Origin of the sequence: Salegentibacter mishustinae, assembly GCF_002900095.1 — a bacterium.
GTDB lineage: Bacteria > Bacteroidota > Bacteroidia > Flavobacteriales > Flavobacteriaceae > Salegentibacter > Salegentibacter mishustinae.
The window spans coordinates 188,050-202,948 of the sequence record NZ_LLKN01000002.1; the positions used below are offsets into that span (position 1 = coordinate 188,050).

12 protein-coding genes are annotated in these 14,899 nt (G+C 38.8%); all 12 read right to left on the bottom strand.

The window, feature by feature from the left end; translation table 11 throughout:
- Positions 1 to 19: 19 nt before the first annotated feature.
- Positions 20 to 601, bottom strand: coding sequence for a Holliday junction branch migration protein RuvA (gene ruvA, locus APB85_RS03750; protein WP_057482876.1), 582 nt, complete (start codon positions 599 to 601; stop codon positions 20 to 22).
- Between the two features lie 90 nt (positions 602 to 691).
- Complete coding sequence (locus APB85_RS03755) at positions 692 to 2,977, bottom strand: NADP-dependent malic enzyme (RefSeq protein WP_057482875.1); 2,286 nt, start codon at positions 2,975 to 2,977, stop codon at positions 692 to 694.
- A gap of 210 nt (positions 2,978 to 3,187) precedes the next feature.
- Positions 3,188 to 4,117, bottom strand: a complete 930-nt coding sequence (gene queG / locus APB85_RS03760; protein ID WP_057482874.1) for a tRNA epoxyqueuosine(34) reductase QueG — start codon at positions 4,115 to 4,117, stop codon at positions 3,188 to 3,190.
- 101 nt (positions 4,118 to 4,218) lie between these two features.
- On the bottom strand, positions 4,219 to 4,704 hold the full coding sequence (locus tag APB85_RS03765) for a nuclear transport factor 2 family protein (RefSeq protein ID WP_057482873.1): 486 nt from the start codon (positions 4,702 to 4,704) through the stop codon (positions 4,219 to 4,221).
- A 255-nt stretch (positions 4,705 to 4,959) separates the two neighbouring features.
- Positions 4,960 to 6,294 carry a cytochrome P450 gene (locus APB85_RS03770; protein ID WP_057482872.1) on the bottom strand — a complete coding sequence of 445 codons (1,335 nt, stop codon included), beginning with the start codon at positions 6,292 to 6,294 and terminating at the stop codon, positions 4,960 to 4,962.
- A gap of 3 nt (positions 6,295 to 6,297) precedes the next feature.
- Positions 6,298 to 7,326 (bottom strand): Holliday junction branch migration DNA helicase RuvB, encoded by a 1,029-nt coding sequence (gene ruvB, locus APB85_RS03775; RefSeq protein ID WP_057482871.1) that lies wholly within the window; start codon positions 7,324 to 7,326, stop codon positions 6,298 to 6,300.
- 160 nt (positions 7,327 to 7,486) lie between these two features.
- Complete coding sequence (locus APB85_RS03780) at positions 7,487 to 9,313, bottom strand: cytochrome c oxidase subunit I (RefSeq protein WP_057482870.1); 1,827 nt, start codon at positions 9,311 to 9,313, stop codon at positions 7,487 to 7,489.
- Positions 9,314 to 9,340: 27 nt separating this feature from the next.
- Positions 9,341 to 10,408: a cytochrome c oxidase subunit II gene (locus APB85_RS03785; RefSeq protein ID WP_057482869.1), complete on the bottom strand. Its 1,068-nt coding sequence runs from the start codon at positions 10,406 to 10,408 to the stop codon at positions 9,341 to 9,343.
- Between the two features lie 30 nt (positions 10,409 to 10,438).
- Positions 10,439 to 11,821, bottom strand: coding sequence for a hypothetical protein (locus APB85_RS03790; RefSeq protein ID WP_057482868.1), 1,383 nt, complete (start codon positions 11,819 to 11,821; stop codon positions 10,439 to 10,441).
- Between the two features lie 25 nt (positions 11,822 to 11,846).
- Entirely contained in the window at positions 11,847 to 12,548 is a 702-nt protein-coding gene (locus APB85_RS03795; protein WP_057482867.1) for a c-type cytochrome, read from the bottom strand.
- A 5-nt stretch (positions 12,549 to 12,553) separates the two neighbouring features.
- Positions 12,554 to 13,081: a DUF3341 domain-containing protein gene (locus APB85_RS03800; RefSeq protein ID WP_057482866.1), complete on the bottom strand. Its 528-nt coding sequence runs from the start codon at positions 13,079 to 13,081 to the stop codon at positions 12,554 to 12,556.
- A gap of 5 nt (positions 13,082 to 13,086) precedes the next feature.
- Positions 13,087 to 14,895 carry an NrfD/PsrC family molybdoenzyme membrane anchor subunit gene (nrfD, locus tag APB85_RS03805; RefSeq protein ID WP_083482227.1) on the bottom strand — a complete coding sequence of 603 codons (1,809 nt, stop codon included), beginning with the start codon at positions 14,893 to 14,895 and terminating at the stop codon, positions 13,087 to 13,089.
- Between the last annotated feature and the right edge of the window lie 4 nt (positions 14,896 to 14,899).

A 14,899-nucleotide genomic window follows, 5' to 3' on the forward strand; every position in this document is an offset into this window, starting at 1 on the left:
ATAATTGTGCCTCAATTCTTTACAGATTTTTAAGAGCCATTTTTATAATAGATTCTACGGTAGGGCTGGTTGAATCTTTCATGATTTTATCTACTACCCTGGTAGCCTGCTTTCTGGCAAAGCCCAGAGTCTCTAATGCAGATAACGCTTCTTCTTTTATTGTATTGTCTTGAGGAACAAAAACTTCGTCTTCCCCATAGACTTTTAATATCTTGTCTTTTAAGTCTAAAATTACCCGTTGGGCGGTTTTAGCTCCAATTCCCTTAACGCTTTGTATAGTAGGCACATCGCCATTAGCAATAGCTTCTTTTACCTGGTTAGGTTCTAAAGAAGACAGCATGGTTCTCGCTGTACTGGTTCCCACTCCCGAAACCGAGATCAATAATCTAAAAATATCCCGCTCTGATTTTTGATAAAATCCGTACAGCGTATGGGAATCTTCCTTTACGTGCAAATGGGTATAAACACTTATATTTTCTGAATCTGGAATGAGGGAGAAAGTGTGCAGGGAAATATTGACCATATACCCAACACCATTACAGGCGATTACTAAGTAGGTAGGATTCTTCTCTATTAATTGCCCCTTGAGATGATGAATCATAAAATTTCAACTTAAAGAGCCAAATGTAGTAAATAAAAATTAAGCCCGAAACCTTTGTCCCGGGCTTAACTACTGTATTTCCGCTTAATATTACTTCTTTTGCTTCTTTTCTTTTTCCTGAGCATCTACAACAGTCACTGCCGTCATATTTACAATTTCCTCTACGCTTGCTCCAAGCTGGAGAATATGCACCGGCCTGCGCATTCCCATCATAATCGGGCCAATAGAATCTACATTATTAAGTTCTTTTATAAGCTTGTAGGTACTGTTAGCTGAATCCAGGTTAGGGTAAATTAAAGTATTAACTTTTTTCCCTGCCAGTTTTGAAAATGGAAATTTATCCTGAAGCATTTCACGGTTTAGTGCAAAATCTGCCTGCAACTCTCCGTCTACATTTAAATCGGGGTGATAACGGTGCAGGTAAGAAACAGCGTCTTTCACTTTTGTAGCGTGAGGGTCTTTAGAAGACCCAAAGTTCGCATAAGACATCATGGCAATTACTGGTTCCAAACCAAACAGCTTAACCGTTCTCGCCGTCATTTGTGCAATTTTAGCAAGATCTTTTGCCGGCGGATCAATATTGATAGAGGTATCACTAATAAAAAGCGGACCCCGTGAAGTATTCATAATATTAGTAGCTGCAACACGACTTACCCCGGGAGCCATTCCAATAAGTTCCAGCATTGGTTTTACCACCGCTGGATATGCTCTGGAATAACCAGAAAGCAAGCCATCGGCATCACCTTCGTTAACCATCATAGCTGCGAAATAATTGCGTTCACGCATTAATTTTTCGGCATCATAAAGCGTTACTCCACTTCGGCTCCTGGTTTTCCAATAAACCTGCGCGTAAGCCTTTCTATGTTCTTCTTTTTCATCAGATTTTGGATCGATGATAAGCACATCTTCATTAAAATCTATTTCCTGCATCAATTCCTCAATCACACCACGGCGACCAAGTAAAATAGGAATTGCTACGCCTTCATCGTGAACAATCTGCGCAGCTTTAAGTACATCAAGGTGATCGGCTTCAGCAAAAACAATTGTTTTAGGATTCATTTTTGCACGGTTAAGCAACAACCTGGTAATCTTATTATCGCTGCCCATTCTTTCAAGCAGTTCTTCTTCGTATCTATCCCAGTCCTGGATTGGCTGCCTTGCCACACCACTTTCCATCGCAGCTTTAGCTACGGCCGGAGGCACTTTAGCTATTAAGCGAGGATCAAAAGGTTTTGGAATAATATAATCTGTACCAAAATTTAGCCTGGTTTCTCCATAAGCGATGTTCACTTGCTCCGGCACGGGTTCTTTAGCAAGTTCGGCCAGGGCTTTTACCGCAGCCATCTTCATTTCTTCATTAATTTTAGTAGCTCTAACATCTAAAGCTCCCCTAAAAATAAATGGAAAACCAAGTACATTATTTACCTGGTTAGGATGGTCACTTCTACCGGTTGCCATAATCACATCTTTACGAGTATCCATTGCCAGTTGATAATCAATCTCTGGATTTGGATTTGCCATTGCGAATACAATAGGTCGCTTAGACATACTTTTAAGCATCTCAGGCGATACAATATCTGCAATAGAAAGGCCCACAAAAACATCGGCATCTTTCATAGCCTCCTCCAGGGTATCAATCTTTCTTGAAGTAGCAAATTCCACTTTCTCCCCAGAAAGGTTTGGACGGTCTTTTCTAATCACACCCTTACTATCTGTCATCACGATGTTTTCAGCCTTTGCACCAAAAGCTTTATAGAGTTTGGTACAGGAAACTGCAGCGGCCCCTGCACCGCTAATCACTATTTTGGCTTTAGAGATTTTCTTTTTAGCCAACTCTAAAGCATTTAATAAAGCCGCAGCAGAAATAATTGCTGTCCCATGCTGATCGTCATGCATTACTGGGATATCCAGTTCAGCCTTTAGTCTTTGTTCAATTTCAAAAGCTTCAGGAGCTTTAATATCTTCCAGGTTGATTCCGCCAAAGGTAGGCGCGATGTTTTTTACCGTTTCAATGAATTTATCTACATCTTTGGTGTCAACTTCAATATCAAAAACATCTATATCTGCAAATATCTTGAAAAGAAGACCTTTTCCTTCCATCACCGGTTTAGAGGCCTCAGGACCAATATCACCAAGACCTAAAACTGCGGTCCCGTTAGATATCACTGCTACAAGGTTTCCCTTTGTGGTATATTTATAAGCATTTTCTTTATCCTTTTCTATCTCGAGACAGGGCTCTGCTACCCCGGGGGAATACGCGAGGGAAAGATCCCTTTGCGTAGCGTATTTTTTGGTTGGTTTAACCTCTATTTTTCCTGGTTTTGGCTTAGCGTGATACACCAGGGCCTCTCTTCTTTTTCTAGGATTATTACTCATAATTTATTTTTTCTGCTAATTACAAAGGTAGCAAGCTTAGCTGCAAAATTGTCTTTCTTTAGGCAAAAGAAAATTTAAATTTCAATAAATTAGAAGAATATTTTCCTGCGGATTTTTTTATGAAAAATCAACAACAGAAAGCTGATTTATTCTGAATTATTTGCAAAAAACAGAAATCTTTAGCTCCAACCTGAAGCCTGAAACAATTGGTTAGTCATTTAAAAACTGGATATTTCTCTTCAAACCTTCGAATTTGGTTCTCTTTACAGCCGATTTTCTAAAGATCTCATTAAAAGTTTCTTTGGTAAGTTCTTCCCAGCCTTTTTTATCTTTTTCAAGCAATTCTGGATGCGGATTAAATAAAGGCTCGTTATGCGGTTTTGAAAATCTATTCCAGGGACAAACATCCTGGCAAATGTCACAACCAAACATCCAGTCTTCAAACTGATTTTTATAAGAATTGGGCAATTCGTCTTTAAGCTCTATGGTAAAATAGGAAATACATTTACTGCCATCTACCTTATAAGGATCTACAATCGCATCAGTAGGACAGGCGTCTATGCAGGCGGTACAACTTCCGCAGTGATCGGTAACCGGTGTATCATATTCCAATTCGAGATCTACAATCAATTCAGCTATAAAATAGAAAGAACCGGTTTGTTTGGAAAGTAAATTAGAGTGTTTCCCAATCCAGCCGAGTCCGCTTTTTGCAGCCCAGACTTTATCCATAACCGGTGCCGAATCTACAAAAGCACGCCCATCAATTTCCCCAATTTCATCTTGCATAAACTGCAATAATTGCTTCAGTTTATCTTTAATTACAAAATGATAATCCCGGCCATAGGCGTATTTGCTAATTTTATAAGAATCTTCCCTCTGGGTTTCTCCGGGGTAATAGTTCAGCAACAGGGAAATCACACTTTTAGAACCTTCTACCAGTTTTGTGGGATCAAGACGTTTATCAAAGTTATTCTCCATCCAGCGCATTTCGCCGTGCCGGTTTTTCTTGAGAAACTCCTCTAAACGCGGCGCTTCTTCCTCCAGGAACTCTGCTTTCGAGATGCCACAAGATAAAAATCCGAGGCGTTCGGCTTCGGATTTTATCATATTCGTGTAAGCTTCCTTGAGAGTATCCTTCATAGTTTTACAAAGATGCAATTTTTAAAACATTTGAAAGTTTTAAAATCATAGATGTAGAAACACTTTTATGACCTGGCTTCATAAACTTACGGTATACCTGCCTATGGTGTATTTTCTGCTAGTGGAGCCATATGCTCATGGGTTATTTTCCAGCCATCACTGGTTTTAATAAAGAGCAAAGTTCCCTGCATCTTAAGATCATAAGCTTCTTCGCCCCTGTCAAATTTAAAATTGGAGTGAAAAGTCACATTAGCTACGTCACCACCATATATGTGGATTTCCAGATCTTCCCAATCCCACTTTTCAACTTCAGTAATGCTACCAAGGAAATTTCGTTCGAATTCTTCATTTTCCTTAGACCCCTGTCTTTTTCCACCATCCTGGAATTCGGTAAATTTTGGGCCGTAGGCGTGCATAGAAATTAATTTATCTGTCTCGTTATTTCTTATACTTTGCTCAATCTCCTTAAGAGCCTCCTTCACTTCCTCTTTTTCTTGCGCGTATTCCTTACTCAGATCAATTTGGCAGTAAGCCGAGCTCAATCCAAAAAGTAAGGCGATTAGAATAAAAATTTTAGCTTTCATCATACTTAGTTTTAAGATTACTTTTTTTTTCAAAAACGTGAATACTTAATATACAACTAACTGATTTTTAATTCAATAAGGGTTTTCAATAGGTTTTAAAATGACTCCTGAGAAATCCTTAAGAAGGATCGCCTTTTTAGAAAACTTAAATATGTTCAGCAATAATTAAAAGGAAAAAAACATTTGTTTATTGACCTAAAGGCACAGCAATATTGTGCCCATCGGCAATAAAATAGATGACATAAGCAGAATATAAAATCAGGGTCTCGATTGAAATTTTAGAATAGCATTTTTTGGTTTAAGCGTAATAAGTGGCTTAATATCGATCTCATCAAAACCTGGCAGTATTTTATATTGACTTACCAATTCGGTAACTGCAATGATCATCTCGAACATAGCGAAGTTATTGCCTATACATTTCCTGGGACCGGCGCCAAACGGAAAATACTGCGATGAATATTTTCTACCGCCTTCAGCGAAGCGTTCCGGTTTAAAGGCATCGGGATCTTTCCATAGATCAGGATGACGATGAACCTCATGAATGGAGAACAATAAATTGGATCCAGGCTCAAAATATTTTCCTTCGAATTCATCTTCTTCCAGGTTAACCCGATCTATGAAATATGTCGGCGGATATAGTCTCATAGACTCTTCAATTACCTGCTGGGTAATCTGGCATTTGGTCACATAGCTCATTAAGTCCAGCTCCTCTTCCTTTAGGGCGGAAATTTCTTCATAGATCTTCTCCTGCCATTCGGGATTTAGAGCCAGCAATTGAGCCGTAAAGGTTAGTGAGTTGGAAGTAGTCTCGTGGCCAGCTGTAAAAAGAATCAGGATCTCATCAATAAGCTGCTCTTCATCCATAAAATTTCCGTCATCATACTTCGCATCCAGTAGCATATCTAAAAGGTCATCATATCTTTCATATGAGTCCCTTCTTTCCTGAACCATCTTTCTTAGAATGCCCCGGGCTTCGGCGGTTAGCTTAAGGTAGCTGTCAATCTTACCACTTGCTTTAAACCACCAACCCAGATAGGGCTGCCGAAGTTCCTTAACAAGCATTTTTTGGGTCTCTTCTGTAATATATTGCAACCTGTTGATCTCCTCCTGATTCGCAGCACTGCTAAACAAAGATTTCACCACGGTTTGAAAGGCCAGATCATTATAAATAGGAAAAATATCCAGTTCTTCATTTACGGTGATCTTTTTATATTCCAATAAAATTGCCTGCTTTATGGAATCAAGCAGATTGGCTAGTTGTTTTTTATGGAATGCAGGCTGAATTAGCTTTCGCTGTTTTTTCCAATGTTCGCCCTCTGAAGTAAGCAATCCTTTTCCAACATATTTCATCAGGTCTTTAGTCTGGATCTCAGATTTTACGAAATTCTTCTGATTCTTTTGAAGTACATATTCCACCAAGCCCGCATCCCTGGAAAATATCACCGATTTATTAAATCCAATATTTAACCGAAATGTATCTCCTTTTTTCTGAAAATTATCATGATGAAAAGGCAGAGGATTCTTTAAGATATTAGCAGAGTGCTTTAGGAATTTAAGTAAAGATACTTCAGGTATTTTGCCAGATTCAGCCATAAATTATTGATTAAAAAGTCCGCCCTGAATATCTCCTTTAACCCTGCCCAAATGTTTGTAAGCAGCCTCGGTAACTTCCCTTCCTCTTGGAGTTCTATAGATAAAGCCTTGTTGGATTAGAAAAGGTTCGTAAACCTCTTCAATAGTTTCGGCACTTTCACTTACTGCGGTAGACAAGGTAGTTAATCCTACCGGGCCACCTTTAAATTTATCTATTATGGTTTTCAGGATCTTATTATCCATTTCATCTAAACCGTGGGCATCTACATTTAATGCTTTAAGTCCGTATTTAGCGATCTCCATATCTATTTTTCCATTCCCTTTAATTTGGGCAAAATCGCGCACTCTACGCAGTAAAGCATTGGCAATTCTGGGTGTTCCGCGGCTTCTACCCGCAACTTCTATGGCAGCATCCAGGCAAATAGGAACACGAAGTATCTCTGCACTACGCTGCACGATGTCTGAAAGCAATTCGGTTGAATAATATTGTAAGCGACTGGAAATACCAAAACGTGCCCGCATAGGCGCCGTAAGCAATCCTGAGCGCGTTGTAGCTCCAATAAGTGTAAACGGATTTAAATTGATTTGAACTGTTCTTGCATTTGGCCCAGATTCAATCATAATATCTATACGATAATCTTCCATTGCCGAATACAGATATTCTTCAACAACGGGACTCAACCTATGAATTTCGTCTATAAATAAGATATCACGTTCTTCGAGATTGGTAAGTAAACCGGCAAGATCACCGGGTTTATCCAAAACAGGACCTGAAGTTACTTTTATTCCAACGCCCAACTCATTAGCCAGGATATGGGCTAAAGTAGTCTTACCTAATCCGGGAGGGCCGTGAAATAGGGTATGATCTAAAGCTTCTTCCCTTTGGTTGGCGGCTTCAACAAATACCTTAAGATTCTCCAAAACCTGATCCTGGCCGGCAAAATCATCAAAACTTAAGGGGCGTAACGCCCTTTCGATATCAAATTCTTCTGGGGAGAAATTTTCTCCTGAAGGATCAAGATTTTCATTCATAAAACATCAAAATTATGGAGCTGTGTATAAGCAAAGATAAGTAAAATCCTTTGGGGCAAGTCTGTAAGAATTTAGCGAATTAATTATCGCTAAAAATAAGTCTAAAAGCAAAAAACCTCTCCGTTTCTGGAGAGGTTTTTATATATTCTATTTATCAAGCTTAATGATTTAACTCTTCTTCGTGATCCTGAAGCGGAACGTTCTGCGGAACAAAATCCTGACCAGGAATTACGTAATCTGTTCCATCAAGGTTCATCTTACTATAATCGTAAGACCAACGGTAAACTGAAGGGATTGCTCCAGGCCAGTTTCCGTGAATGTGTTCTACCGGAGTAGTCCATTCTAAGGTAGTAGCATTCCAAGGGTTTTGAGTAGCCTTTTTTCCGTAGAAAATAGAGCTAAAGAAATTATAAAGGAAAACTACCTGAACACCAGCGGTAATAAGTGCGAATACTGTAATAATCACGTTTACATTCGCAAGATCATCAAAATAAGGGAATGCAGTGTTTGTATAATAACGTCTTGGCAAACCGGCCAGACCTATAAAGTGCATTGGGAAGAATACCCCGTAAGCTCCTACAGCAGTGATCCAGAAGTGAACATAACCAAGGTTCTTGTTCATCATTCGACCAAACATTTTTGGGAACCAGTGATACACACCGGCTAAAAGCCCGTAGATCGCAGATATACCCATTACCAAGTGGAAGTGCGCAATCACGAAATAAGTATCGTGAACATTAATATCTAATGTTGAATCTCCAAGGATAATTCCTGTTAGACCACCGGTAATGAATGTTGAAACAAAACCAATGGAAAATAACATCGCAGGGTTCATTTGCAGATTACCTTTCCAGAGCGTTGTGATCCAGTTAAAGGCTTTTACTGCAGAAGGAATTGCAATTAGTAATGTTGTAAATGTAAATACAGAACCTAAGAAAGGATTCATCCCTGAAACGAACATATGGTGACCCCATACGATTGTAGAAAGAAAGGCAATTGCAAGAATTGAAGCAACCATCGCACGGTAACCAAAGATCGGTTTACGTGAATTTGTAGCTAAAACTTCAGATACAATACCCATTGCAGGTAGAATTACAATATAAACTTCTGGGTGCCCAAGGAACCAGAACAAGTGCTCAAATAAAACCGGAGAACCACCCTGGTGACTTAATACTTCACCCTGTATATAAATATCACTAAGGAAGAAAGAAGTTCCAAAACTTCTATCCATTATAAGCAAAAGTGCTGCAGATAACAGAACCGGGAAAGAAACCACACCAATAACGGCAGTAATAAAAAATGCCCATATGGTAAGTGGAAGTCTCATCATAGACATTCCCGTAGTTCTAAGGTTAAGTACAGTAACAATATAGTTAAGTGATCCTAAAAGTGACGAAGCGATAAAGATAGCCATGGAAATTAACCAAAGCGTCATCCCCATACCAGAACCTCCAATAGCCTGTGGCAATGCACTAAGTGGTGGATAAATTGTCCAACCCGCAGAAGCAGGACCAGACTCTATAAACAGTGAGCTTAGCATTATACAGCAAGAGATAAAGAATAACCAGTAAGAAAGCATATTCATAAACCCAGATGCCATATCCCGTGCTCCAATTTGAAGTGGAATAAGCAGGTTACTAAAGGTACCACTCAAGCCGGCAGTTAATACAAAGAACACCATTATAGTACCGTGTATGGTAACTAACGCAAGGTAGATTGACGGTGTCATTACACCTTCCGGAGCCCATTTATCTCCTAAAAGCCATTCGAAGATCATAAAAGATTCTTCTGGCCAGGCTAATTGTAAACGGAAAAGTACGGACATCATAATCCCTACAATACCCATTAAAATACCTGTAATAAGATATTGCTTGGCAATCATCTTATGATCTGTACTAAATATGTATTTAGTAATAAAAGTTTGTTTATGATGATGTCCGTGATCCTCGTGGTGATCGTGAGCCGGTGCTGTTGCTATTGCTGACATATCTAAAGTATATTCTTTTTAGTTCTGTTATTCTTGTGATTCCATAACGGTAGCAAACTCGTCTTGTTCGCTTAACCATTGGTTGTATTCTTCTTCGCTTTCTACTACAATCTTCATCTGCATATTATAGTGTGCATCTCCACAAATCTTGTTACAAAGCAAGAAGTAATCAAATTCGTACGAATCTAATGGAGCTTCTCCTTCAGCCATTAAGGCCTTACTATTCTCTTTTCTTATTTCATTAATGGTTTTTACTTTATCTACCATATATTCTGAATCCCGCATCTCTGCTGTAGTAACATCTGGAGTAAAGGCAAATTGAGTTACCATACCAGGTACTACGTTCATTTGAGCTCTAAAATGGGGAAAGTAAGCAGAGTGAAGTACATCCTGAGATCTGAATTTAAACAGAACCTGCTTTCCAACCGGTAGGTGAAGTTCTGTAGTGATTTTATCATCATCTGCATACGTATCGTTCACGTTAAGCCCTACGGTGTTTACACCTTCTATAAAACGAACGTTGGCTTCACCAAGGGTATTGTCCTCGCCGGCATATCTTGCCTGCCAGCTAAACTGCTTAGCGTAGATCTCAATTACAATTGGATCATCATCTTCGCTGATATTCATAATATCACTCCAGGTAAATAATCCATAGATAATTAAACCTGCAAGAGTAATTACCGGAATAATTGTCCAGATAAATTCTAATTTATCATTATCTGCAAAGAAAAGAGCTCTGTTACCCTTTTTCCCCTGATACTTATATGCGAACCAGTGAAGCAATGCCTGTGTAATAACCTGCACTACCATAATAAGTCCGATAGAAATAAACATTAATGTATCTACTTCGTTCCCGTGCTCTGAAGCAGCTTGGGGAAGGTATAATTTACTCCAATGCCAAAAGCTGTAAGCCATCCCCACGTAAAGGAAGATCATAAACCAAAGCATAAGCTTGGCTTGTTGCCTATTATCATTATCGTTAGCTATCTCAGCACTTTCGGCACCAGGGCCTTTAGAAAGCTGAAAAATCTTAGACATTTGCCAACCGGTAACGGCCAATAGGGCTAGTACAATTATTACTAAAAATACGGTCATTTTATAATTTCTTCTTTAAACAATCTTTTATTAATAGTGGAAATGTTCACTTTCCTTAATATACGGGTTGCGTTTAGCAAGCAATGGAGCTTTAGTAAGCGCGTTAAAGATTACAAAAGTAAACAATCCTCCAAAGAAAAATACTGCACTTATCTCAGGAATTCCTATAAACCAGGACTCTCCCACAGTTGAAGGCATAACCATTGTAAATATATCTAAATAATGCCCAACAAGGATAATAACTCCCGTCATCACCACAAACCAATTAATTCTTTTGTAATCGCTATTCATTAAAACTAATAGTGGGAAAACAAAATTCAATACTACCATACCGAAAAATGGTAAACTGTAATTCTCTATACGGCTAATAAAGTACACTACTTCTTCAGGAATGTTAGAATACCAGATAAGCATAAATTGTGAGAACCAAAGGTAAGTCCAGAAAATACTAATTCCGAACATAAACTTTGCTAAATCGTGTATATGGCTGTTATTCACAAAAGGTAAGTGACCTCTGGATTTTAGATAAATACTTACCAAGGCAATAACTGTAATTCCTGAAACAAACATACTTGAGAATACATACCATCCAAACAAAGTACTAAACCAGTGCGGATCTAAACTCATAATCCAGTCCCAGCTCATCATAGATTCTGAAACAAGGAAGAATACTAAAAATCCTGCCGCAAGTTTAAAGTTCTTTTTAAAGTAATGAAGATCTGTAGCTTCATCAAGTTTTCTTGAATTTCTAACCAGAAAATGTCTAAAAACAAACCAACCTCCTAAAAATATAGCTGCTCTTATCAAGAAGAAAGGCACATTTAAATAAGCGGTTTTATTCTGAATAATTTCATCGTGAGCTACAACTTCTGGATCCATCCATATAAATAGGTGATTTAAATGAAAACCAGAAAGCGCCAATAATACGAACATAATGATCCCGCCAGGAACAATATATGCCGAAATAGCTTCCATAACTCTAAACAACACTGGAGACCATCCTGCTTGTGAAGCATATTGTAGCGCATAAAATGCTAAAACTCCCAGTGAAATCATAAAGAAAAAGAATGCAGCAACATAAACTGCAGCCCAGGGCTTATTTTGTAATTGATGTAATTTATGCTCAAGGTGCTCATTGTCATGCGCTCCAGCTTCAGCAGCATGAGCTTCATCCTCGTCAGCATTTCTGCCAGGTTCATCATCTAATAAAACCCCGTGCTCGGCTTCTGCAAAGTTAGCATCAGCTTCCTCTTCTGCATGGGATGTTTCACCGTGATGTTCTTCCGCAGCCATCATTTCCCTAACATCATCCAAATCTGATGGCGCTTGTAGAAACCCAATTACGAGCCCAATAGCACCAACAATCATAAAAATAATTGCTGTTAATTTTAATTTACTGGATAGCGTATACATATTTATAGATCTAAATGCTTTGTTCTTAATTATTGTTTTCTTCATCTAGGGTTTGCGCTGCACCTTCACCCTGAGATTCCTCAGCATTTTGCTGAGCTCTTTCTACTTCTACAGGATTGGTTTCAGCGATAGAGGCTTCTTTTTCTTCCTCAAAAGGTATTTCTTCACCGCCTTCCAGCTCATTCTTAAGATTCATTACATAATGGGTAATTTTCCAACGCTCTTCTTCACTGGTTTGTGCAGCATAAGAACCCATTGAATTTAACCCGTAATAAACTACGTGATAAACACTTCCTTCGGTAATAGCACGCCCGGCATCATCGTAAGAAGGAATACCAAGAATCTTTTCTCTTTCAGCAAGAATGCCTTTACCATCTCCATTATCTCCGTGGCAAACTGCACAGTAAATAGTATACAGTTGTTTTCCTTCATTAAGGTTATCTTCTGTGTATGGAAGTGGATTGTTAAGATTGGCTTTAGCATTCGCCATACCTTCTGGTGTATTTTCATAATCGTAAGGCATCCATCCTCTTGGGATAGTTCCCTCTACCGGAAGTTTAGCCTCCTGACCATTTACAAAAATATCGTATTCCCCGTAAGTCTCATAGCCTATTGGCTTATACATATCTGGCATGTACTGGTAATTGGGCTCGTCACTATCTGCACAAGACATTACAACGCCCCCAATCAGGAACAATACTATCGTTTTATAGAACAAATTTTTCATTCTGTCTATTTATTATCTATTAATTTAATTTCAGCAGCTCCGGTATCGTAAAGGAATTTTGTTAATTCATCTACGTTATGATTCGCAACGTCAACTTCCATAAGGAACATATCATCAGTTGTTCTAACATCTGGATTTTCTGCTTTTTTAAAAGGCCATAACTTACTTCTCATATAAAAAGTAATTACCATAAGGTGAGCTGCGAAAAATACGGTAAGCTCAAACATAATAGGTACAAATGCAGGTAAATTCTCAAGGAAACTAAAACTTGGTTTTCCCCCAATATCCTGCGGCCAGTCTTCTATCATAATGAAATTCATCATTGCAACTGCCACTGCAAAACCAACAACCCCATACATAAAAGAAGTGATTGCCAATCTAGTAGGCGCAAGACCCATCGCTTTATCCAAACCGTGAACAGGCATTGGTGTATAAATCTCACCAATATGATAACGAGCCTCTCTCACTTGCTTTACGCCCTGCAAAAGCAGATCGTCATCATTATAAATAGCGTGTATAACTTTTGATGCCATCTTAATTACTTATTTTTTAGTTCAGTTGCCTGTGCCACCCAATCTTCACGTTGTGCAGAGTTAGGGAAGTTTTCTATCACTTCATCAAGCAATTCAAAATCATCCTGCGTAAGTTTACTTACCTGAACATAGGTATAAAGACCTACCTGGTGTAAACGCTGTTCAAGGAAAGGACCTACTGCTTTAAGCTTTTGTAGATTATCTGCTGTTTGATTTTCCGGGTTATAAGATCCGGTTCTTTCTAGCATTGTATCTATTCTATCCTTTTGAACTTCGGTAAGCACTAATCCATCTGCATTTACAGTTTCATTATGCCCATCATCTCCTTCAGCTTTATAAGCATCGTCATCACCCATCTTCTTATCAACCTTCGTATCGATATTTTTCTTTGGCTCCCCTACGTTTACTGGAGTGTAATGTTTTACATCATCTCCGTGCTCAGCTCTAAGCTTTTTATACTTCGCTCCAGAGGATTTAAGTATTGTTTTTACTTCAGCCTGTGCAATTACAGGGAAAGACCTTGCATATAATAAGAATAGTACAAAGAAGAACCCAAGAGTTCCAATAAATATTCCAATATCTACAAATGTTGGCGAGAACATTGTCCATGAAGATGGAAGGTAATCACGGTGAAGCGATGTTACAATAATCACAAAACGCTCAAACCACATCCCGATGTTTACCACAATAGAAATAAAGAACGAGAACATAATACTTGTACGTAACTTCTTAAACCACATAAACTGCGGAGAGAATACGTTACACGTCATCATTGCCCAATATGCCCAGGCGTAAGGCCCGGTAGCCCTGTTAAGGAATGCATATTGCTCATACTCTACTCCAGAGTACCAGGCAATAACTAACTCAGTAATATAAGCTACCCCAACAATAGAACCGGTGATCATAATTACTATGTTCATTAATTCTATATGCTGTACAGTAATATAATTTTCAAGATTAGATACCTTTCTCATAATTATAAGAAGGGTGTTTACCATAGCAAAACCAGAAAATACCGCTCCTGCAACAAAGTAAGGAGGGAAGATCGTGGTATGCCAACCCGGTATAACCGATGTAGCAAAGTCAAAAGATACAATGGTGTGTACAGAAAGTACCAAAGGTGTTGCCAAACCGGCAAGTACCAAAGAAACCTCCTCAAAACGTTGCCAGTCTTTTGCACGCCCACTCCATCCAAAACTTAAAATTCCGTAGATTTTTTTATTAAAAGGAGTAATTGCACGGTCACGAATCATTGCAAAATCGGGAAGTAATCCTGTCCACCAGAATACCAATGAAACAGAAAGATAAGTTGAAATTGCAAATACATCCCAAAGCAATGGCGAGTTAAAGTTTACCCATAACGAACCAAATTGGTTTGGTATAGGAAGTACCCAATAAGCTAACCATGGACGTCCCATGTGAATTAATGGGAACAAACCAGCCTGCATTACAGAGAAGATGGTCATCGCCTCTGCTGAACGGTTAATTGCCATTCTCCATTTTTGCCTGAATAATAAAAGTACGGCTGAAATTAAGGTACCGGCGTGACCAATACCTACCCACCAAACAAAGTTGGTAATATCCCAGGCCCAGCCTACGGTTTTATTAAGTCCCCAGGTTCCAATACCTGTAGAGATAGTATAAATTATACAACCTACACCCCAAAGAAAGGCAATAAGGGCAATTGAAAAGACAATCCACCAGGATTTATTAGCCCTTCCCTCTACCGGCGCAGCTACATCCACGGTAACATCGTGGTAGCTTTTATCCCCGGTAACTAAAGGCTTTCGTATAGGTGCTTCGTAATGAGACATATCC